This is a genomic window from Lutibacter sp. (assembly GCF_016342705.1).
GTDB lineage: Bacteria > Bacteroidota > Bacteroidia > Flavobacteriales > Flavobacteriaceae > Lutibacter.
Genome location: NZ_JAEINV010000023.1, coordinates 15,050 through 39,141, shown reverse-complemented (window position 1 = coordinate 39,141; position 24,092 = coordinate 15,050). Strand labels below are relative to the sequence as shown.

Genomic DNA, 24,092 nt, shown 5'->3' with positions numbered 1-24,092 from the left:
TCTTATGAAGAAAATAGAGCCAGACCTCCCATTAGTTTTTTAATTGCCTTATCTGATTATTCTAAGATTACTATGGAAGCGCTTATTAAAAAAAAATTAAATAACTTAGAATTTTAAAAATTTACTTTAGTTAATAAAAACTAAATCATTCACTTCAATTTTTTAAATTATATATAAGAAAGGGTTCAACATTAAACTAAATGTTAAACCCTGGTATTTGCAATTTGTAATTTATACTTTTAATTTATTACGGGTTTAATTAAATAGCTAAACTTTAAATTACCTGCCTTTATTTGGTATTGTTCATGAGCCATACTTCCCCAACTATTATCGCCACCTACACCCATTTGTTTGTCATCAATATTAATATTTACTATTTCTCTCCTTTTAATATCAGTAGTATGACGTTGTTGTTTTTCTATTCCATCATCAAAATCATCATTATAATTATGATGAACACCAAACCCTATTAAATTAGTTCCCTCAACAACAAAACCAATTCCTGCTCTATTGGTAAATTCAACCCAACGCACATCAGTTTTATATCCATTTTCTTGAGGACGCGTATACGGAAAATACAAGTTTGCGACTTTTGAACTGTATATACCCAACAAAGCTGAAGTATTTCTATCTTGATAGTTCTCATGTGGCCCTCTACCAAACCACTTTATATTGTCAAAGTCATTTTTTACAATAAAATTTGTTCCAAATTTTGGTAATACAGGTAAATTTTCATCAATATTTTTTAATTTTGTTTCTACTAAAATTTCACCATTTGAGTTAATTTTATAATTAACAACTACATTTCCTTTAACAGCACTTAATTCAAAATTAGTTGTAACAATTACAATTTGGTTTGAAACCTGGTGTACCTTAAAATCTATTAGTTTTTGCTCAACACTTGCCTGTTTCCAAACACCTAATTTTTTAGGCATATTATACCCAAAATCGTTATCTGTAGTTGGTCTCCAAAAATTAGGTTTAATTCCCTCTAACAATATATTGCCGCTTCCATAATCAACAGTTGTTAATTTTCCTGAAACTTTGTTAAAAACAAAGTTAAATTCTGCTCCTGAAACTGAAACTCTATTATCATTACCTTCTGCGATAGTTATATTACCTATTCCCTGTTCAAATACAGCTTTATTTTTAGGGTTTGAAATTTCTAACTGTTCATACGCTACAATATATTCTTTTGGAACTAAAGCTGTAGTTTCTTTTGTTGTAGCATATATATTTAAATGATATGTTGCTTTTGTATTGGTTAACTTTGGCAGTTCAATTTTTACCTTTTTGCTTTGATAAGGTGAAATATTTAATGTTGGAATGATCCCTGAAGTTATTTCAATCCCATTTTCTAATAATTTCCATGAAAAATCAAATTCATTCAAATTTATAAAATCATATATATTTTTAATAGTAATTTCACCCAACTGTATATTTATAGGGTTAAACTTTATATATTGATATACTTTTTTTACTTCATATAACGCTGGGTGTGCAGTTCTGTCTGGATTTACAATGCCGTTTAAACAAAAGTTCTTATCATTTTGAAAATTAAATCCACCTAAATCCCCACCATAAGCCAAATATGCCTCACCTGCTTTATTTTTAGATAAAATTCCTTGGTCAACCCAATCCCAAATAAAACCACCTTGTATAATGTCATACTTTTCTATTACGTTCCAGTAATCTTGTAAATTACCAACACTATTACCCATTGCATGTGCATATTCACACTGAATTAGTGGTCTGTTTGGTGTTTCTTCAGCATACTTAATCATACGCTCAATTGTCCAATACATAGGTGCTTGAATGTCAGAGTTTTCATAATTTGTGGCTCCTTCATATTGAGTTGGCCTTGTGGTATCATTTTCTTTTAGCCACTTATATGTCGCAAAGAAATTTGCTCCGTTTCCAGCCTCATTTCCTAACGACCAAGTAACAATACAAGGGTAGTTTTTATCTCTTTCAAACATTTTTATAGTTCTGTCCAAATGCATTGCTTTCCATTGTGGCTGATATGCAGGATGAATTGCTTGTTTTTCCAAATTATCATCTAACCCTTGATTGGTAGCTCCCATTCCGTGCGATTCAATATTGGCTTCATTAATAACATAAAAACCATATTGATCGCATAATCTATAAAAATGAGGATTTTTCGGATAGTGACTACAACGAATAGCGTTCAAATTATTTTGTTTCATTAACTGCAAATCTTTCATAGTTAATGCTTCAGAAATTACATGCCCTTCTGTTTCGCTATGGTCATGTAAATTAACACCTTTTAGTAAAACTGGTTTCCCATTTACCAAAAACTGGCTGTTCTTAATCTCAATATTTCTAAAACCAACTTTGATAGCACTTGATTCTAAAACAACATTTTCATCTTTTAAATTAATAACAAGATTGTACAAATTTGGCGTTTCTGCTGTCCAAGTTTTAATAGTTGGAAGTTTTGCTGAAAAATCAATATTGTTTTTTCCAATTTTAGCATTCACCACTTTAGCCGATTCATAAATTATTTTATCTCCATCTAACAATTTAATTTCAATTGTTCTTTTTGAATTTGCATTTGAAGTATTTAAAACTTCAACTGCTAGATTAAAAATCCCATCTTTATAATTATTTTCTAAATCAGCTATTACTCTAAAATCACGAACCGTTACCTTTTCAGTAGCATATACATATACATCTCGTTCAATCCCACTCAATCTCCAAAAGTCCTGATCTTCCATATAACTTGCATCAGACCAACGCAAAACTTGAACTGATATAGTGTTCATTCCTTTGCTTACAAATTTTGTAATATTAAACTCCGCTGGTGTTTTACTTCCTTCGTTATAACCGACTTTTTCGCCATTCACCCAAACGTAAAAGGCTCCACTAACACCCGCAAAGTGTAAATAAATTTCTTTACCAACCAAATTTTCAGGAATTTCAAAATTGCGTTTGTAACTTCCAACATTATTAAAATTATGAGGAATAAATGGTGGGTTTACGGGAAACATATATGTAATATTGGTATAAAAAGGTATCCCAAAACCATTTATTTCCCAATTTGAAGGCACATTAATTTTATCCCAACCTGTTATGTTAAATCCTTTTTTATAAAAATCAACTGGCCTTGCTGAAACACTATCTGCATAATAAAAATCCCATGAGCCATTTAAAGTTTTGTATAAAGTTGAACTTTCCCAACTTTGATTTTTCAATGCGTCAATTTCATTCTCATATCTATAAAATGACGCTGTTGGTTCTTCCCTATTTATTTGAAATATTTCAGGATTTTCCCATGCTGGATTTTCCCATTTTTGAGCTACATATAATGGTTTTACAGTATCATTTTTACAAGAAAATACGATAATTGCTATGAATAATAATTGAGTTATTTTTCTCATAATAAAGTTGATGAAATTAATATATTTCTTTTTTTGAACTGTTCTTAACTCTATCTAAAAAAGCTAGTGTATTCAATTTATTTACAGAGTTTTAAACGAATTTAGATATCAATATTTTAAGTGTATCCCTAATATATTCAAAGTTAATTCATTTTTTTATAGTAATTTAACCTAACACAATTAAAAACTACAATTGTAAATTATATATTTAAAACTTGCTATTTTTGTTTATTAATTGACACTTCAATGAAAAATTTCTCCTATTTTAAAAAAAATTAAATGTGCTATCAAACTAAAATAACAAAAGAAAAAGAAGCCATTGCAGCGCGTTTTAATGCTGAAGTTAGTGATTTGAATAGTTATGAGCCTCAAGAATTTTTTAGTGCTTTTGAGCATCCAAAAACACCTGTTATAACACATGAAGCACCCAATAAGGTCCAATTATTTCATTGGGGATTAATTCCAAACTGGTCTGAAAATGACACTATTAAAAAGTACACTTTAAATGCGCGTATAGAAACATTGACTGAAAAAAAGAGTTTTAAAGATGTGATACAGAACCGCTGTTTAATCATTGCGGATGGTTTTTATGAGTGGCAATGGAGAACTAAAAATGGTTCTAAAAAAGAAAAATATTTAATAACACTTCCAAACCAAGAATTATTTGCTTTTGCAGGTATTTACACGCAATGGATAGCTTTTAATAATGAAATTGTAAATTCCTACAGCATTGTTACTACCCAAGCCAATGAATTGATGCGTGAAATTCATAATACCCAGCAACGAATGCCCGTTATTTTAAAAAAGCAAGATGAACAACACTGGCTACACGGTGAAAATTACAAAGATTTTGCGTTTCCTTATAGTTGCAATTTGGTGGCTACTTCTTTAAAAAATACCGATGGACAATTGGGGTTGTTTTAAGGATTGGTATTAGAATAGTATTTTGCAGTAAATATTGTATAACACATCAATCTAAATTCTGAACACGTTTTGGAACACGTTTTGGAACACGTTTTTGCAAAAGCAGCATCCGAAAGCTCATAACATAGAGGTTTTCATTTTACTAGCTTTCATTCATAATCCGGAGGTCTCTCCAGTTCAATTCTGGATCACGCTACAAAATTAACACTTTAGAAATAAACTGTTTATTTACACCTAAATTAATTGAATTTCTTCTTTTTTAGAAAAGAATTAAACACTAGTTGAAGTTACTTAATACACTTGCTTTTTAATTAAAATAAATTAATATTTTAATCTAAAACTTACATTAAAAGTAGGCTGTATGGAATACCTATCAATTGGTATGATTTCTTTTTTGGTAAAATCATAGGTAAAAACCCTGTGAAGCACATTTTTAGCTTTTAAAATATTTATAAATGAAAATCCAATTTCTGGCTTCATCTTATTATGTTTATTTTTAAAATTATAAACCAAAGAAATATCCATTCTTTTATAATCTGGTAATGTAAATTTATTTAAATCGTCATATGAAAACCGATAAGTAGTGGCAGACAATTCAGTCACTTCAGACGGATAAGAATACGGTTTTCCCGAATGCCATTTCCAGGCCAAAGCAACGTTAAAATTTTGAATAGTTAGTGCTGTTGAAGCCATAACTTGATGCTTTAAACGCTGATTTCCTGTAAAAGAAATTGAATTGTTTAAATTTTTAAAAATATTTACGGCATCCGTGTAGGTATAACTCAACCAACTTGTTACTATCCCCGTTTTATTTCTTAAGAAGAAATCAAACCCTTCAACTTCGCTTTCTCCTTGGTGAAAGTCTTGATCGTTTGGATCTAAAAAACCATAATTAAACGTGGTAATTCCTTCTATTCCTTTATTAAAATATTCAACATCTATTAAAATATTGCTCTTATTAAAAGACAGTCCTCCACTAAATTGATGCACATTTAAAAGTGGAAATTGTTCTCCGTCCACTCCAACCCATAATTGATTTCCATTTTCAAAGGTTTCACTCACTGTTTCGTAGGATTGAAGCAACCCTTGCGTTTTTATTTCAAAAGAAGCATTTATGTTAAAATAATTGAAAATCGCTTTTTTTGCATACACTCTAGGTTCCAATTGAAATGAATTCAATTGATCATAATAATTAAGGCGCACGCCACCACGAATAAAATAATTTTTAGGTTGCTGAAGGGTAAAATTACCATAAATGGAATGTGTTCCAATGATACTTTTTTGAGAATCTGCAATGGAATAATCATCTTCATGGCTTGATAAATAATCAAAATTTATTTTTTTCTCATTCCATTGATAACCAACCTGAAGCGTTGAAATATCTGATAACATATATTCTTGATCAACGTTAAAATTAATTTCCTTAATACTATTCTTTCTCGTATTCAATTGTTCCTTTTCATACTTCCCATCATCTTCAACCTCATTTAATTGTTGGTAATAATCCATGGTATACTCGGTATAATTAGCTGCAATTTGAGTGTTCTTTTCTATATCAATAACATTCCAAATAAGTCCACCACTTTTACTATTCACAAATAAATTTTCATTTAATAAATTTTTATCCTCTTTAAAACTGTAATCAAATTTATCTAACATCATGAGGCCTTGAATACGAAATGAATTATTTTTATTCACTTGATAATGTATACCACCACTTAAATCATAATAAAAAACATCTTTCTTTAATGTTTCGGAAGTTGTAATGTTGGAACTTTTAAAAGTTTGATTCATTAAATTATTAAAGGGCTGAAATTGCACAACATCCGTAATAGATCTTCTAAATGAAAAATCTGTAGCCAATTTATGACCTACTTTTACATTAGAAGCTACATCTATGTCTAACAAATTAACACCTAAAGATACATTTGATGGAATACTGTCTTCCATTACAGTTGAAATTTCAATTAATCCACCTGTATGATTCCCATATTTTGCATTAACTCCATTGCTAAAAAAGTTGACTTTATTAACTGAATTTGAATTTATGGATGAAATACCTCCTAATAAATGACTCGTTTGATAGAGCCGAATACCATTCCACAAAATTAAGTTTTGATCGGGTGTACTACCATGTACAAATAAGTCAGATGCATTTTCTTGAGCATTGGAAACCCCAGGTAATTGCTGTATGCTTTGAAAAACATCCGCATTTATTAATCCCCCTAAAACTCCTTGGTTTTTTGGATTTAAAACAAAACCTCCATCCCTACTTTTTAAAATTCCTTTTGCCAAATATGAAATTTCAACCAAATCCAAGGGCGTTTCTTTAATAGAAATTTTAATTTCAATAGTATTTTTATATCCTGAAATTGCAATATCCCTTGTTCCATAAGCTAGATGGCTTATCCGAATATGTTTAGGAACTGAAATATTAATAAATTCAAATTGTCCATGTGCATCGGTAATTGAGTTTAAATCATTCACAATTACAACAGCACCTTCAATTGGTTCACTTGTATTTTCATCTATAATAACCCCTCCAAATTTTTTATGAAACTCATGAATTGGTAAACTTAACGCGTAAATTGTTTTACCCGTTAGGATTGAAGAAATTTGATATTTTTCTTTTAAATCTGCTAAAAAAGCATCTAACGTAATAGGTAATTCTTTGTTGTAATCTGCTATAACAGTCAGCGCCTCATCATTGTATGAAAAAAAAACGTTATATTTATTTTCAGCCATTTTAAGCGTACTCTTTAAGCTAGCCTCTGATTGACTGAATAAAATATGTATATTAATTAAGAAAAAAATTATAAAATAATAGTTTCTATTCTTCAAGTGATTCAATTTTATAGTTATTATCCTGAATTTTCTTCGCTTTTAAATGAAACGGAGTAAAAACAGTCAACAAGGCTTCTTCTAAATTTACTGTTGAATACCTTCCTGAAAAATACACTTTTTCTGGCATATTAGAAAATGAAATATCAATGGCATAAATTGCTTCCAAATCTGCAACAACCACCTCTAATGGTGTATGTTGATACGTGGCATATGTAGACTGAATATCTTCATTCCACTCATATTCAACTGGTTTAATTTCTTTAGATACATTATCCACCTCTTCAGAAGCTTTAATTGTAAACGCATTATTTTGCATCCCCACTTTTACTTTTCCTTCAAAACAAGAAACTTTAAAAAAGTTTAAGCGATCCAATACTTTAAAGGTAGTACCTAATACAGCAATGGTTCCATTTTTGGTTGCTACCTTAAACGGAGCCCCTTTTGAAACTTTAAAAACCATAGTTCCTTCAGCCTCTATATTTCTATACAAACGATAGGTAAGTTTATTATAGTGTACTGTTGAATTTGGTTCTAAATAAATTTTTGAACCATCCATTAAATCTATTGTTTTATAATTTGCAATTTCAGTAGTAATTTTTACAGAATTGATTTGATACAAGCCTACACTAAAAATAAGTACGATAGATGCTGCAATAGCAAACCATGTATATTTTGGTGTTTTTTTCTCTTTTTTAACCAACGCCATTTTAGCTGCTAATTGTTCAAAATTAGGATCCTTTCTTTCTGGAACACTCCAATTATCTAATGTTTTTATAATTTGAGCATAGGATAAAAAAGTTGCTTCTCCAACCATTTCCTTTAACTCTTCGTCGGTAATTTTACCTTCCATCCAATCAGCCAAATACTTTTGATCTTCCATACTATTATTTTTATACTGTTGGGATTATCTATTAAATTCTTTAATATTCGTTCTCAAATAAACCAATGCATTATGCATTCTTTTTTCAATGGTTTTTACAGATAAATTAAGTTCTTCTGCAATTTCCATATACTTCTTTTTATCTATTCTGCTCATCAAGAAAACCTGTCTTTCTCCTTCCTTTAAATTTGAAATGGCCTGTTCTAATTTTTGTTCAAACTCTTTTTTTTCTAAGTTAAACTCGGGAGATTCTATATTAACATCTGAGGTATGCTGCTTTTGAAAAACAATTTTCACCTTTTCATGTTTTTTTATATTTAAGCATTCATTTCTCCCTAAAGTATACAAGTAACTTTTTATATTTTCTAAAGAAACTGTTTTACAGCGCTCCCAAAGTTTTAAAAAAACATTTTGAGTGACGTCTTCTGCATCTGTTTGATTTCCAAAAGTGTAATACAAATAATTATACAAACCATTTGAATATTTTTTATAAACCGTTTCAAATGTTTTATGATTACATAAATTCATAAAATATATTTTAAGTTCTTACAAACTTAAGAGAAAAACTTTAAACGATTCTTAATCCATTACAAATTTAAATCCAGCAGAAATAATTCCAGCTGTTAAACCAGTATTCCGTTTGTAATTGCTATATTTTATGTCCACGCTTTTTAAACCAAGCTTCCATATTCTTCTAGAAGTAAATATGTCGGTATACGAAACGCCAAAGCCAAACTGATTGGAATTGAATTTAGACAAATCATAATCTGAGGTATAAAATTCATTGGTTGATAAAAGCTCCTCATACGGTGCAAAATAATCTGCTGCGGTTTGGGTATAATACCTGTAGGTTGGAAACACTGTAAACTTATCACTAATTTTAATGGGCAATTCTATGTTTGCAGTATGCGAAGTAATTCCCCAATCATCATAATAATATCTGTAATAGGTTCTTAAGGAAACAACTTCATTTATATAATAATTTAAACGAGCGCCAACTGGCACTTTAAATCGAGTGTTAGGCAAACGCTCAATATCATCTGCTAATTGAAAAACATCCGTATTACTTTTTGAAGTGTAATTTGGAATACTTGTAGCATTTCCAATATAATAATTTGCTCTATCACCAAAATAAACCCGCTGCATTGGATTTGCTAACCATCCTTTTTGCTGAACCACATCTAAAAAGATTGAAAATTGGGCTTTTTTACTTATTATTTGAGAAAAGCTTAAAGAAAGTGAGTACGTATTTCTTGATGTATTGTCTATTAAACTTGTATTAAATGGACTCCAAATACTTGGTCCATTTTTGTTAATAATTGCGCCGTTTTTATTTAAAATAGCAACGCCTGAAAAGAAACCTGAACTCAGGCTCCCATTTGTTTCTTTATATGCCTTAATTTCTGTTGGATAAATAGGCTGCCAAGAATCAAAATATACATTTCCTTTTAAATCTATTTCCGTATTTTTTTCATTAAAAAGTTTCGTAATGCTTCCACCCAATCCAAATGACGTATAATCAAATTCATTTGCAAAATTTAAATGAGCTACAACAATGCTATTTCTATCATTTGAAGCATGACTATAACCAATATTTGCACTCGTCCAAACATCAGATTTTGAAGCTCCTGAAGACTCTACCCAAGGGCTTCCACCTGAACTACTAGTTCCTGCAGTACTTATTGACGTTGATGATGCAGCACTTTTTGCTGAAATACCTCCATTTTTATCGTCGTCTTCATAACGAATTCTATTGGAATTGCTACCGCCACCATCAAAAGGATTTACATTACTTGAGGAGGCAGAACTATACGCAGAAATAGTTCCGTCAATGGTAAAAATATCATTATCATTTAAAGGGATTGATACTGTTATTGTTGATGCTACATCGGTTAGTTTTTCAGTTCCTATTCCACCTGTTATAGCTGCATTATCTCCATCTTGCCCATAAAAACTAGAAATTAAATCTACTTCTGTATTTTCAAGAACACGCTTTTTATAGGCCGTATTTTCATTTTGTGAGAACCCATAAAATGACATCATTAAAACAAACAAGGTTATATAATTTTTCATAGTTATTTATTAATTGCAGCCACAACCACCACCTGATTTTCCGCCATTTGCTCCAGAAGCAGCCTCTCTGTATACCTGAAAACTAGTTTCAAATTTATTTATTTTTTTATCTACCAATACCATATCTGGGTCGTTTAAGTAAACTTTCTCATATTCTTTTACAACTACGCAGGAGCTGCATAAAACGAAAGTTACTATCCCTAAAAGCGTTTTTTTAATCATAATTTTAGTTAAAAGAAGTGAGTGTTTTAATATATGCTGATGGACTTGTTTTTTTGTATCCAGTAGATCCCAACATTTTTCCATTTTTATCTATAACTGCAACAAAAGGAAAAAATCCACTCTTGTTGTACTTTTCCATCAATTGATTATTTTGTTGTTGCTGATTTTCAGCTAGTTTATTATTTTTTTTCCTTGGAAAATCTGCTTTTACCAGAATAAAATGCTCGTTGGCATATTTTATAAATTCTGGAGTACTCCAAATTTCTCTGTCTAGTTTTATACAAGGCGCACACCAATCCGAGCCCTGAAAAACCAATACAATCTGTTTATTTTCTTTGTTTGAAATACTTTTGGCGTCTTCAAAATTTGTCAGCCAATTTTGTGAAAACATCGTTGAAATTCCTAAAAGAAGAAATAGCACTGTTAATTTAAAATTCATTTTATACAATTATTTAATTGGTTGTGCCTTTAAAACAATTTAAATGTTCATTACCCTAAAAAATAATAAAAAGTATTTTCAAAAATCAATAAAAACTCTTGTTATTAAAATAAAACTAGTGGTAGGGTAAATTAAAATTCATTTGTTAAGTAATATATACACTAGCAATATTTTAACCTAATACCCCAATTAATTGAACACACTTGTACACAAAACATATTTGTTTAGTATGGCTTTTATAGTTCTTATTACTACTATATATTTAACCTATACAGGTTACACGTACTACAATACTTCTTTAGAAGAACGCTTTTACCATCCGCATTACCATTGGTTTAAATCTAGTGGTATATATGGACAAGGATTAGGCGTATTAGGAACATTTCTTATTTTTTTTGGAGTTACCATCTACATTGCACGCAAAAGATATAATTTCATGGTGAAATACTTAAGACTTAAATATTTATTAGAGTTTCATATTTTTTTATGTGTATTAGGCCCTATTCTTATTCTTTTTCATACGGCATTTAAATTTGGAGGAATTGTTTCTATTGCATTTTGGAGTATGGTAGCCGTTGTTTTAAGCGGCGTACTTGGAAGGTATATTTACATTCAAATACCAAGAACTATTGAAGGTAGAGAACTTAGTTTGCATGAAGTTAAAGCTCTTAAAACTGATTTAGCAACTATCTTAAATGAAAAATTCAACTTACCAGAATCAATCATCTATATGATTTTAAGTATTACAGATGAAGATGCACCAAAAGATACCAACGTTACCATCGGTCATTTAAGGAGCCTTTTATTAAAAAATGATGTTCCAAAATCTGATCGCGTGCTCATTTTAAAAATGGTTAAAAAAGAAAAATCACTATCTCGTAAAATTGTACAGCTACAAACCATGCAAAAATTACTAAAATATTGGCACGTATTACATATGCCTTTTGCATTAATCATGTTAGTGATTGTTATCATTCATATCATAGTTACTGTTTCATTAGGTTATAAATGGATATTTTAATGGGAGCACTTATAATAGAACAAATAGTTGTTTACGGAGTTGTTTTTTTAATTTGTGCCATCATAATTTTCTTTTATGTAAGAAAGAAAAAAGTGGAATCAACAATTGTTGAAAGAAAAGTTGAAATAGCAAAAGAAGAGGGACTATTTGAACCTGTTTCACTGCATCCTTATATTGATTTAAATACATGTATTGGAAGTGCTGCGTGCATTGCTGAATGCCCCGAAAAAGACATTTTAGGAATTGTAGATGGCAAAGCAACTGTTATTAACACCTCCCATTGTATTGGACATGGTGCTTGCTTTCATGGGTGCCCAGTTGAAGCTATTTCTCTCCGTATTGGGACTGAAACTAGAGGTGTAGATTTACCTCACGTAAATGAGAACTTTGAAACCAATACCAAAGGCGTATATATTGCAGGTGAATTAGGCGGGATGGGCTTAATTAAGAACAGTGTTGAACAAGGACAACATGCTTTAGAAAGTATTTTAAAAAATAAGAAAAAAGCAAAACCAAACGTTATTGACGTTGGAATTATTGGTGCGGGTCCTGCAGGTATTTCTGCAACACTTGCAGCTAAAAAACATGGATTAACATCGGTAACTTTAGAACAAGACTCCTTAGGCGGCACAGTGTATACATTTCCGCGACAAAAAATTGTAATGACTGCTCCCATGGATTTACCGCTTTATGGCAAGGTAAAACTTTACAATACTTCTAAAGATGAATTACTTAAAATTTGGAAAGATGTAATTACCAAACATCACATTGAAATTAAAGAACATACCAAAGCTGAAAGCATTAATTTATTAAAGGATAATACCTTTAAAATAACCACAAATAATGGTGAAGAATTTATTTGCAACAACATTCTTTTAGCTATTGGACGCCGCGGTAGTCCAAGAAAATTAAATATTCCTGGTGAAGATTCTATGAAAGTTGCGTATCGATTAATTGAATCTGAACAAATAAAAAATAAAAAAATAATGGTAGTTGGTGGTGGGGATTCTGCCATTGAAACTGTTATACTATTAATGGAGCACAATCATGTAACTCTTTCTTACAGAAAAGATAAGTTTTCTAGACTAAAGCCCAAAAATAGAGAAAAAATTATGGCAGCCATTAAAAACAAAAATATTCAGGTGCTCTTTAATTCTAATGTAACTTCAATTAATGATAAAAATGTGATGGTACAAATTGAAGGACATAATGCACCCATAATACTAGACAATGATTTGGTATACATTTTTGCTGGCGGAGAATTACCAACTTCTTTTTTACAAAAAACAGGCGTTGAAATAACAAAACGTTTTGGCTATATCGTAAAAAAACATAAAAAAACTTTTATATGAAGTTACAGTTTTTACTTCTTTTTATTTTGTTAATAACCACGTATAGTTACGCCCAAATTTCACCTGGAGATTTAACAAGTGCGCACGCAAAATTTGAAGGAATGAATAATTGTACTTTATGCCACGAATTAGGCAAAAAAGTGACCAATTCAAAATGTTTAGACTGCCATAAAGAAATTAAATCTCTGATAACAGCTAAAAGAGGCTATCATAATAGTTCAGATGTAAAAAGGAAAGATTGCTTTCAATGCCATAGCGAACATCACGGTCGTAAATTTGAAATGGTTCGATTTGATGAAGCCAATTTTGATCATAAACTTACTGGTTACAAGTTAGATGGAAAACACGAAGTTATAGATTGTAAAAAATGCCATGTGGCCGATTTTATTGAAGATTCAGATCTTAAGAAAAGGTCCAAAACATTTCTTGGATTAGAAACAAAATGTTTGACTTGTCATGATGATTATCATCAAAAAACATTATCCACAAATGATTGCACACAATGCCATACAACCCAAGAATTTTCTCCTGCTTCAAAATTTGATCACAATAAAGCTGATTTTAAACTAAAGGGAAAACACGAAACTGTAGATTGCAAAAAATGCCATGAATTAAGTCAAAAAAACGGAAAAGAATTCCAAAAATTTAACAATATTCCTTTTAGTGACTGTAAATCTTGTCACAACAATCCACATAATGAAAAAATAACTGGTGCTTGTACTCAGTGCCACGTGGAAGAGTCCTTTAATCTTTTTAAAGGACGAGGTAAATTCAATCATAATACTACAAATTTTACTTTAAAAGGAAAACATCAACAAATTGATTGTTTTTCGTGTCATGAAAAAACATCCAACCCAAAATTAGTTTTTCAGGACAAAAAGGCGATTGACGAAACAAACTGCATTGCATGTCACACAGATACTCACGAAGGAAAATTAGGAAATGACTGTGTAACCTGTCATTCAGAAAATAGCTTTGTTTCCTCAAAAACCATGAATTCATTTGACCATAATTTATCAGATTTCTCCCTTGAAGGAAAGCATACCGAGGTTGATTGTAAAAAATGTCATAAAGTAGGAAAATTTACAGATGCCATCGCATTTTCTTCCTGTATGAACTGCCATACAGATTATCATGAAGGTGAATTTATTAAAAATAATGCTTCGCCAGATTGCAATACTTGTCATACTGTTGAAGCTGGTTTTGATACCAGTTTATTCACGCTAGAAAGGCATGAAGCTACAAACTTTGCTTTAAAAGGTGCCCATGTAGCAACCCCTTGTTTTGCATGTCACGTAGATGAAGCTGATAACAAATGGAAATTTAAAGATAAAGGGACCACTTGTGTGGAATGCCATGAAGATATTCATAAAGATGATATAGATCCAAAATATTACCCTAAAAGCACCTGTGAATCTTGTCATATAAATGACACTTGGGCAACCGTAAACTTTGACCATACGAAAACAACTTGGTCTTTGGAAGGTAAACACCGCACAACTGAATGTAAAGATTGCCATAGTACAACCAAAGAACCAAGCGATATATTCAATCGAAAATTCACCAATTTAGATACACAATGTATCAATTGTCATGAGAACAATCACGGAAATCAATTCGCTATCAATGGCAAAACCGAATGTGTTAGATGCCATATTTTTGACAGTTGGGCTCCTGAAAAATTTGATCATAACACTACTGCTTTTCCATTAGAAGGAAAACATGCAGAAATTGAATGTAACCAGTGTCATATTGCTTCTATAAATACTATAGATACAAAAAATACAAGTTTTAATTATAAAATTGAAAAATTCCAATGTATAGATTGTCATCAATAATATTCGTGTTATTTCTAAGTATGCAAGTACTTGCACAATCTCCTCATGGAAATGAGTTAGCGATAGATTGTGCTAAATGTCATACCTCTGAAAGTTGGGTTGTTACTAGTAAAACGTTAACTTTTAATCATAATGAATCCACCAAATTCAATCTTGAAGGCACGCACTCAGAAGTTAATTGTAAGGAATGTCATACAACCCTTGTATTTGAAGAAGTTGAGAATCAGTGTATTTCTTGTCATACGGATATACACAGTGCTTCTGTTGGCGATGACTGTGCAAGATGCCATACCGCTGAAAATTGGGTAGTTAACACAATTCCTGAATTACATGAACAAAATGGGTTCCCACTTGTTGGAGAACATACCAATTTAAATTGTACCGCATGTCACACTTCAGAAACAAATTTAAGATTTGATAATTTGGGGAATGAATGCGTAAATTGCCATCAGAGTGATTTTAATGCAGCCGTAAATCCAAATCATATATTAGCCGATTTTTCAATTAATTGTACAGAATGCCATAGTATTTTTGATGCAGCTTGGTCTACCGGTAATTTCAACCACGACGCATTCCCTCTTACACTTGGACACGACATTCAGGATTGTAAACAATGCCATAAAACAAGTAATTTCAGTGAAACTTCACCCGAATGCATCACTTGTCATCAAAATAATTTTGATAGCTCTTTAAACCCAAATCATACAAATGCCGGGTTTTCAACAGATTGTATAACTTGTCATACCACCAATCCTGACTGGACACCAGCTAATTGGAATCACGATTTTTATCCTTTAAATGGTGCACATGCTGAAATTTCAGAAGATTGTGTTGCTTGTCACAAAACAGAACAAGGAACATACAACAACGCTCCTTCAGCTTGTGTTGGTTGTCATTTAAATGATTTTAATAGTACAACCGATCCCAATCATAGCCAATCCAATTTCTCTACCGATTGTGCCTATTGCCATACAGAAAATAGTTGGATACCATCTACTTTTAATCATGACGCATTCCCACTTACGTTGGGACACGATATTAGTGATTGTACGCAATGTCATAAAACCTTTAATTATGCAGATACTTCTTCCGAATGTATCAGTTGTCATCAAGATAATTTTGATACCTCTATAAACCCAAATCATACAAATGCAGGGTTTTCAACGGATTGTATTACTTGCCACACCACCAATCCTGATTGGACACCAGCTAATTGGAATCACGATTTTTATCCATTAAATGGTGCACATACTGAAATTTCAGAAGATTGTGTCGCTTGTCATAAACAAGAACAAGGAGCCTATAGCAACACTCCTTCAGCTTGTGTTGGTTGTCATTTAGATGATTTTAATAGTACAACAGCCCCTAATCATAGTCAATCCAATTTTTCTACCGATTGTACATTTTGTCATACTGAAAATAGTTGGACTCCATCTACTTTTAATCATGATTCATTCCCACTTACGTTGGGCCACGATATTAGTGATTGTACACAATGTCATAAAACATCTAATTATTCCGATACTTCTTCCGAATGTATCACTTGCCATCAAAATGATTTTGATACCTCTATAAACCCAAATCATAAAAATGCAGAATTTTCTACGGATTGTATTACTTGCCACACTACCAACCCTGACTGGACACCAGCTAATTGGAATCACGATTTTTATCCTTTAAATGGTGCCCATGCTGAAATTTCAGAAGATTGTGTCGCTTGTCATAAACCGGAACATGGAACATACAGCAGCACTCCTTCAGCTTGTGTTGGTTGTCACCAAAGTGATTTTAATGGAACAACAGATCCTAATCATCAAAATGCTGGATTCTCAACAGAATGTACTGCTTGCCATACAGAAAATAGTTGGACACCTTCAACTTTCAACCACGATTTCTTCCCACTTACGTTAGGGCACGATATTAATGATTGTACACAGTGTCATAAGACTTCTAATTATTCAGATACCTCTTCTGAATGTGTAAGTTGCCACCAAAGTGATTTTAATGGAACAACGGATCCTAATCATCAAAATGCTGGTTTCTCAACAGAATGTACTGCTTGCCATACAACGGGTGGTTGGACGCCTTCAACTTTCAATCACGATTTTTTCCCACTTACGTTAGGGCACGATATTAATGATTGTACCCAATGTCATAAAACAGCCAATTATTCTGATACCTCCTCCGAATGTGTAAGTTGTCACCAAAGTGATTTTAATAGAACAACGGATCCTAATCATCAAAATGCTGGTTTCTCAACAGAATGTACTGCTTGTCATACAACGGGTGGTTGGACGCCTTCAACTTTCAATCACGATTTTTTCCCACTTACATTGGGACACGATATTAATGATTGTACACAATGTCATAAAACAGCTAATTATTCAGATACCTCCTCCGAATGTGTAAGTTGTCACCAAAGTGATTTTAATGGAACAACCGATCCTAATCATCAAAATGCTGGATTTTCAACAGAATGTACTGCTTGTCATACAACGGGTGGTTGGACGCCTTCAACTTTCAATCACGATTTCTTCCCACTTACGTTAGGGCATGATATTAATGATTGTACACAGTGTCATAAAACAGCTAATTATTCAGATACCTCTTCTGAATGTGTAAGTTGTCACCAAAGTGATTTTAATGGAACAACGGATCCTAATCATCAAAATGCTGGATTCTCAACAGAATGTACTGCTTGCCATACAACGGGTGGTTGGACGCCTTCAACTTTCAATCACGATTTCTTCCCACTTACGTTAGGGCATGATATTAATGATTGTACACAGTGTCATAAAACAGCTAATTATTCAGATACCTCTTCTGAATGTGTAAGTTGTCACCAAAGTGATTTTAATGGAACAACGGATCCTAATCATCAAAATGCTGGATTCTCAACAGAATGTACTGCTTGCCATACAACGGGTGGTTGGACGCCTTCAACTTTCAATCACGATTTCTTCCCACTTACGTTAGGGCACGATATTAATGATTGTACACAATGTCATAAGACTTCTAATTATTCAGATACCTCTTCTGAATGTGTGAGTTGTCACCAAAGTGATTTTAACGGAACAACGGATCCTAATCATCAAAATGCTGGATTCTCAACGGATTGTGCAGCTTGCCATACAACGGGTAACTGGACACCAGCTACTTTTGACCATGATAGCCAATTCTTCCCAATTTACAGTGGAAAACATAAAGGAGAATGGGATAAATGTATTGATTGCCATACAACAAATAATTATTCAACATTCAGTTGTATAAACTGTCATGAACATAATAATAAAACCAGTGTGGACAGAGATCACAGAGGTGAAAACGGTTATGTTTATGAAAGTAATGCTTGCTATGAATGTCACCCAACAGGACGAGGTTAAAAACAATAAAATGAAGTTAAAAACTATACTTATACTTGCTTTATTCGCGTTGTTTTGCCCAAAATTAATTGGGCAAAATAAAGCCAAAATAATTACTGGAAAGGTTTCGTTTGTAAACTCAAAAAATATTTATGTAAAATTTGAAAATACCAAAGACATTAAAATAGGTGATACACTTCGTTTTTTAAATATTAAAAATGCGTGTTTGTTAGTACAAAACAAGTCGTCAAAATCAGTGGTTTGTAGTTCATTATTAAAGTGTGTTGTAAAAAAGGATGATGTAGTTTTTCACAGATATAAAGAAGTAAATGATGATTCAAACACTGTAGAAAATTTGAAAGAACCTACCATTGTTAAAAATGAAATAATTACCGATAATCAGAAAAATACAGCAATTGAAGTAAATGAAATTGAGAAAATAAGAGGAAAATTATCAGCGGCTAGTTATAGCAACATTTCGCCAACTACAAGTAATAGTCATCGAATGATGTATCGATTTTCTTTAGACGCACAACATATCAACAATTCAAAAATTTCTTTAGAAACCTATTTAAATTATAGACAATACTTCCAAACAAAAGATAATACTTCCAGTTTAAGAGAAAATGTTTTTAATGTCTATAATTTAGCCTTAAAATATGATATAGATTCAACATTCAATTTTATAATTGGAAGAAAAATCAACAATAAAACTTCTTCATTAGGCGCTATTGATGGATTGCAAGCTGAAAAGTTTTTTGGCACTAACTATGTTGGAATTATTGCTGGATTTAGACCTGATATTAACGAATATAATTTTAATGCCAATTTACTTGAATACGGTGGGTATTTTGGAAAAATTACAACTAATAAAAATTTTCAATCTCAAACAACATTAGGTGTATTGCAGCAAACAAATAATGGACAGATAGACCGCAGATATGCTTATTTTCAACATTCTAGTTCCATTTTAAAAAACTTATATCTTTTTTCTTCTATGGAATTTGACATGTATTCTAAAGCAGATTCAATTACTTCAAATTCCATGGATCTTACAAATTTGTATACTTCTGCAAAATATAGATTTAGTAGAAAATTAGATTTCATGGTTTCCTATGATTCTAGAAAAAGAATTTTGTATTATGAAACATTTCAAACAGAAATTGAACGGCTTTTAGATGATAATGAAGCGAGACAAGGTTTAAGGTTTCGATTCAATATAAAACCTTCAAGGTTTTTGTTTGCCGGAGCAAGTTATAGTAAACGATTTCAAAGTTCAACGCAAAACAAATCAAACAACATAAATGCGTATATCAACATCTCTAAAATTCCAGCAATTGGTGGTAGTTTTTCTATTAATTATAATAAAAATACATCCAATTATTTAGAGAGCTCCATCCTATCTTTTCGCCATTCCAGAGAGCTTATTCTAAATAAGCTGAGTGCAGATTTTTATTTAAGAATGGTTGATTATTCTTATTTAAATACGAATGCAACAACTACACAAAATTATTATGGCACTAACCTTTCTTTAAGTTTAAGTAAGAGCTTAAAATTAAATGTATTTGGAGAAATGTCCATGACACCCGGAGAAAAAAATGATTACCGAGTAAATACATCAATAACTAAAAGATTTAAAAACAAAAAAAAAGCCTTAAAAAATTAAATTATGATTCTAAAAATTAAAAGTACGGTGTTAATTCTATTGCTAATTATGAGTACAATAGCTTGTAATAATGGTCCAAAAGTTATAGAATCCTCGAATGAAGCTACTAGCTCAGAAAAAAGCAGTGGAATTTTTTCTGGTGAAAATAAACAAGAAGCAACAACAACTGCTGCAAATACTTTTGCTGGTGATTTGCATACCATTAAAGTAAATGAAATTTTAGAAACCTCTAAGTATTTGTATATGAATGTGACAGAAAATGAGGAGCAATTTTGGATTGCAACCAGACTCATGGATATTACTATTGGTGAAACGTATTATTATAAAGGCGGCCTTTTAAAAACAAACTATGAAAGCAAAGACTTTAATAGAGTTTTTGAAAAAATATATTTAATATCTGGGAGTCTAGTTGCAGCAAATCATTCAACTACTGGAACAGGTCAAAGCAACAAAAATGAATTATTAACAAAACAAAAAACTACCAAAGCAACAAAAGCTCCTATTAAAACACTTACAAATAAAATTGAAGTTAAAGGCTCTATGAAAATTTCAGAATTAGTTAAAAATGCTAAAAACCTAGAAGGAAAAACAGTTCAAATAAGCGGTGCTTGTGTAAAATCTAATGCTAATATTATGAATAGGAATTGGATTCATTTAAAAGATGGAAGCAAAGATGATTTTGATCTTGTAATTACTTCAGATACATTTATTCCTGAAGATGCCATTGTAACTTTAAAAGCAACCGTTTCATTGAATAAAGATTTTGGTGCTGGATATAAATACGACCTCATTTTAGAAAACGGAACTATACTTCGCTAACCTAAAATTATAAACCACCTCAACTAAATTTAATTTATATGAAGAATTTTTTTAAAATAGTTTCAAAAATTTCAGCTGCACTATTTAGCACAAGGGCTGCAGGATTATATATATTGTTGTTTGCAGCAGCTATTGGAATTGCTACGTTTATTGAAAATGATTACGGCACAAGTTCTGCACAAAAAGTAGTATTTCAAGCGTTTTGGTTTGAGGTTTTATTGGTACTCTTTGGAATATCTATTATTGTAAATATTGTAAAGTTTAAAATGATTAAACAAAAAAAATGGGCACTCATATTGTTCCATGGTGCCATAATTTTAATTTTAATTGGTGCTGGTATTACTCGTTATTTTGGATTTGAAGGTATAATGCACATTAGAGAAAATGATGCTTCCAATACTTTTTTATCCGCTACAAATTTTTTAAAATTTAAAGTCGTTAAAAACGATCAAACCTATGAGTTTAATGAAGAAGTTTTATTTGCTACATTAGGTAACAATAATTGGCACGAATCTTATTTAATTGACAATGATTTAATTGATGTTTCCATCAAAAAATTCATTCCAAATCCAACTCAAAAATTAGTAGAGAGCAATAATGGAATAGCAACCCTAAAAGTGGTGGTTGCAGGAATGAATGGTCGTGAAGAATATTTCATAAAAGAAGGCGAGCAAAACAGGTTTGGCAATCTATTTTTTAATTTTAATGCAACTACAATACCAGGTGCCATCAATATTTTATTTAAGAATGATTCCCTGTTTTTTAAAGCAGATCAGCCCTTTACACAAATGGTCATGGCTACTCAAAAAAAAGACACTATTTATCCATCCGAGGAATATCAACCTCTATTACTTCGCTCCTTGTATTCAGATGGTGCAAATAATTTTGTGTTACCTGAATTTACTAAAAATGGAAATGCAACTATTGAATCCGGAAATCCTAAAGTAAGCAGTAGCAGCCAAGTTGCACTTTTAGCGGAAATTTCAGTAAATGGAAAAATTCAAGAAACATATCTCTATGGCCAAAAAGGTGATCCTGGAAGACCTCAAGTATTAAATTTTGAAAATTTAATACTCTCTGCAAGCTACGGAACCAAAGAAATGGAAGTGCCTTTCACCATAAAATTAAAGGATTTTATTATGGATAAGTACCCAGGAACAAACAGTGCTTCCTCCTATGCTAGTGAAGTTCAATTAATAGATCCCACAAAAAATGTTACAAAAGATTTTAGAATTTTTATGAATAATATTTTGAGTTATGATGGCTTTCGTTTTTTTCAATCATCCTTTGATCAAGATGAAAAAGGTACCTATTTAAGCGTTAATAATGATTATTGGGGAACTTTAATAACCTACGCAGGTTATATTCTTTTAACAATAGGAATGTTACTTACTTTTTTTAGTAAGAAAACTAGATTTTATACCATTTTACAAAAAATAAAAAAACTGAGAGCGGATAACACCATGCTAATTTTTGCTATGGTATGTACACTCGCATCAACGCATTCATATGCACAAATTAGCAAAGAAGATTTAAAAGTAACTCATATTGTTGATGTTAATCATGCAAATAATTTCAGCAAGCTTGTTGTGCAAGATTTTAGAGGTAGGATGAAACCAATGCATACACTAACGCGTGAAATAGTAAGAAAATTAGCTAAAAAGGAACGTTTATACGGCCTAAGTGCAGATCAAATTGTGTTAAGTATCTTTGCAAATAATGGTGAATGGTATGGTGTAAATCTAATAAAACTGGGTAATCACGAAACTATTTCATCAAAATTAGGAGCAACAAGTAACTATGTATCTTATAAAGATTTTTTTGATGAAAATGGTGTTTATAAGTTAAAAGATGAAGTACGAGATGTGTATAATTTAAAACCTGTAGATAGAGGTGTTTATGAAAAAGAATTACTTAAAATAGATGAAAAAGTAAATATTTTGAGTATGCTTTTTTCAGGAACTTTATTAAAAATAGTACCAAATGTAAATGATTCAAATAATACTTGGTTGTCGAATCATGATTCGAATCATTCGCATTCAGAGACTCAAAATAGTGTAGCCGCTCAATTTTTCAGTTCTTATACAACTACATTAGAAGACGCCCTTCACACAAATAATTACCGAAATGCCGATCAATTAATTCAAGAACTTAAAGATTACCAAATTAAAAATGGTGGAGCTATTATGCCTTCTTCCTCTAAAATTAATGCAGAAATCTTATTAAACAACTCACAGGTTTTTAGTCGTTTAGCACTATTCTACTTTTTATTAGGAATCGCTTTTTTAAGTTTTCTATTTTTATCTGTTTTTAAACCTACTAAAAATCTAAAATTAGCCTATAAAATATTATTTTCTTTAGTTATTATTGGCTTTATCTTACATACTATTGGGCTTGGTTTAAGATGGTATATTTCAGGAAGAGCACCTTGGAGTAATGGGTATGAATCTATGATCTATATTGCTTGGACTTCTACTTTGGCCGGGTTAATTTTTACACGAAAATCTTTTGGTGGCTTAGCGGCTACAATGGTTTTAGCTTCCATTCTATTATTAGTTTCAATGCTCAGTTTTTTAGATCCAGAAATAACGCCATTAGTACCCGTTTTAAAATCGTATTGGTTAACAATTCACGTTTCATTAGAAGCTGGTAGCTATGGATTTTTAATGCTAGGCGCTATCATCGGAATTATAAATTTAGTATTGATGTTGTTTTTAAATGAGACCAATAAAGATAGAATTATTAGAATTATTAAGGAAATGTCCTATATAAGTGAATTAACCTTAATTGGAGGTTTGGTTATGGTCAGTATTGGTACTTATTTAGGTGGTGTTTGGGCCAATGAATCTTGGGGAAGATATTGGGGCTGGGACGCAAAAGAAACCTGGGCATTGGTAACCATATTAGTCTATGCTTTTATTTTGCATATGAGAATCATTCCAAAATTATTCGGTTTATTTTCTTACAATTTTGCAACTATATTTGGCTTAGCCACTGTTATTATGACCTATTATGGTGTTAATTACTATTTATCTGGCCTGCATTCCTATGCTACAGGCGATCCCATTCCAATTCCTAATTGGGTATATATTGTTGTTGCTTGCTTATTTATTTTAAGTCTTTCAGCTTATTTTAAAAAGAAAAAATTCGATTTAAAATAATGGATTCCAACATAAATAAGAAAAAGTAGTTAGAATTTACAAACCTAAGTTTCTCAATAACAAATTACATTACAAATAAAACCCAAGCTT

The 24,092-nt window shown here is 31.3% G+C and carries 15 protein-coding genes; 8 read left to right on the top strand and 7 right to left on the bottom strand.

Annotation, left to right across the window (positions count from 1 at the left end; translation table 11 throughout):
- Positions 1–239 precede the first annotated feature (239 nt).
- Positions 240–3,401: a glycoside hydrolase family 2 TIM barrel-domain containing protein gene (locus JEY78_RS15100; RefSeq protein ID WP_291853299.1), complete on the bottom strand. Its 3,162-nt coding sequence runs from the start codon at positions 3,399–3,401 to the stop codon at positions 240–242.
- A gap of 279 nt (positions 3,402–3,680) precedes the next feature.
- Here JEY78_RS15100 and JEY78_RS15095 point away from each other — a divergent pair, with 279 nt between their 5' ends.
- Entirely contained in the window at positions 3,681–4,325 is a 645-nt protein-coding gene (locus tag JEY78_RS15095; protein WP_291853296.1) for an SOS response-associated peptidase, read from the top strand.
- A gap of 321 nt (positions 4,326–4,646) precedes the next feature.
- Here the strand turns inward: JEY78_RS15095 and JEY78_RS15090 are convergent, their stop codons facing one another.
- The 6 genes from JEY78_RS15090 to JEY78_RS15065 all read right to left on the bottom strand — a co-directional run bounded on the left by JEY78_RS15090 (position 4,647) and on the right by JEY78_RS15065 (position 10,783).
- A complete protein-coding gene (locus tag JEY78_RS15090; RefSeq protein WP_291853293.1) occupies positions 4,647–7,070 on the bottom strand; it encodes a carboxypeptidase-like regulatory domain-containing protein in 2,424 nt (807 codons plus the stop codon).
- Between the two features lie 85 nt (positions 7,071–7,155).
- Positions 7,156–8,049 carry a FecR family protein gene (locus JEY78_RS15085; protein WP_291853290.1) on the bottom strand — a complete coding sequence of 298 codons (894 nt, stop codon included), beginning with the start codon at positions 8,047–8,049 and terminating at the stop codon, positions 7,156–7,158.
- 24 nt (positions 8,050–8,073) lie between these two features.
- Complete coding sequence (locus tag JEY78_RS15080; protein ID WP_291853287.1) at positions 8,074–8,577, bottom strand: RNA polymerase sigma factor; 504 nt, start codon at positions 8,575–8,577, stop codon at positions 8,074–8,076.
- Between the two features lie 51 nt (positions 8,578–8,628).
- On the bottom strand, positions 8,629–10,122 hold the full coding sequence (locus JEY78_RS15075; protein WP_291853284.1) for a DUF3570 domain-containing protein: 1,494 nt from the start codon (positions 10,120–10,122) through the stop codon (positions 8,629–8,631).
- Between the two features lie 9 nt (positions 10,123–10,131).
- Positions 10,132–10,344: a DUF4266 domain-containing protein gene (locus JEY78_RS15070; RefSeq protein WP_291853281.1), complete on the bottom strand. Its 213-nt coding sequence runs from the start codon at positions 10,342–10,344 to the stop codon at positions 10,132–10,134.
- A 4-nt stretch (positions 10,345–10,348) separates the two neighbouring features.
- Complete coding sequence (locus JEY78_RS15065; protein ID WP_291853278.1) at positions 10,349–10,783, bottom strand: thioredoxin family protein; 435 nt, start codon at positions 10,781–10,783, stop codon at positions 10,349–10,351.
- A 229-nt stretch (positions 10,784–11,012) separates the two neighbouring features.
- Between JEY78_RS15065 and JEY78_RS15060 the strand changes: the two genes are divergently transcribed.
- From JEY78_RS15060 to ccsA, 7 genes are read left to right on the top strand one after another with little or no spacing between them, the layout of a single operon-like run.
- Positions 11,013–11,804 carry a hypothetical protein gene (locus JEY78_RS15060; RefSeq protein WP_291853275.1) on the top strand — a complete coding sequence of 264 codons (792 nt, stop codon included), beginning with the start codon at positions 11,013–11,015 and terminating at the stop codon, positions 11,802–11,804.
- Entirely contained in the window at positions 11,804–13,156 is a 1,353-nt protein-coding gene (locus JEY78_RS15055; RefSeq protein WP_291853272.1) for an NAD(P)-binding domain-containing protein, read from the top strand. The genes JEY78_RS15060 and JEY78_RS15055 overlap by 1 nt, the downstream gene beginning before the upstream one ends.
- The gene (locus JEY78_RS15050) at positions 13,153–14,994 is read left to right on the top strand and encodes a cytochrome c3 family protein (RefSeq protein WP_291853270.1); all 1,842 of its coding nucleotides are present in this window, start codon (positions 13,153–13,155) and stop codon (positions 14,992–14,994) included. The genes JEY78_RS15055 and JEY78_RS15050 overlap by 4 nt, the downstream gene beginning before the upstream one ends.
- A gap of 20 nt (positions 14,995–15,014) precedes the next feature.
- The gene (locus JEY78_RS15045; RefSeq protein WP_291853267.1) at positions 15,015–18,377 is read left to right on the top strand and encodes a hypothetical protein; all 3,363 of its coding nucleotides are present in this window, start codon (positions 15,015–15,017) and stop codon (positions 18,375–18,377) included.
- Positions 18,378–18,387: 10 nt separating this feature from the next.
- Positions 18,388–20,022: a hypothetical protein gene (locus JEY78_RS15040; protein ID WP_291853264.1), complete on the top strand. Its 1,635-nt coding sequence runs from the start codon at positions 18,388–18,390 to the stop codon at positions 20,020–20,022.
- 3 nt (positions 20,023–20,025) lie between these two features.
- A complete protein-coding gene (locus JEY78_RS15035) occupies positions 20,026–20,841 on the top strand; it encodes a GW dipeptide domain-containing protein (RefSeq protein ID WP_291853261.1) in 816 nt (271 codons plus the stop codon).
- A 38-nt stretch (positions 20,842–20,879) separates the two neighbouring features.
- The gene (gene ccsA / locus JEY78_RS15030) at positions 20,880–24,002 is read left to right on the top strand and encodes a cytochrome c biogenesis protein (RefSeq protein ID WP_291853258.1); all 3,123 of its coding nucleotides are present in this window, start codon (positions 20,880–20,882) and stop codon (positions 24,000–24,002) included.
- Positions 24,003–24,092 lie beyond the last annotated feature (90 nt).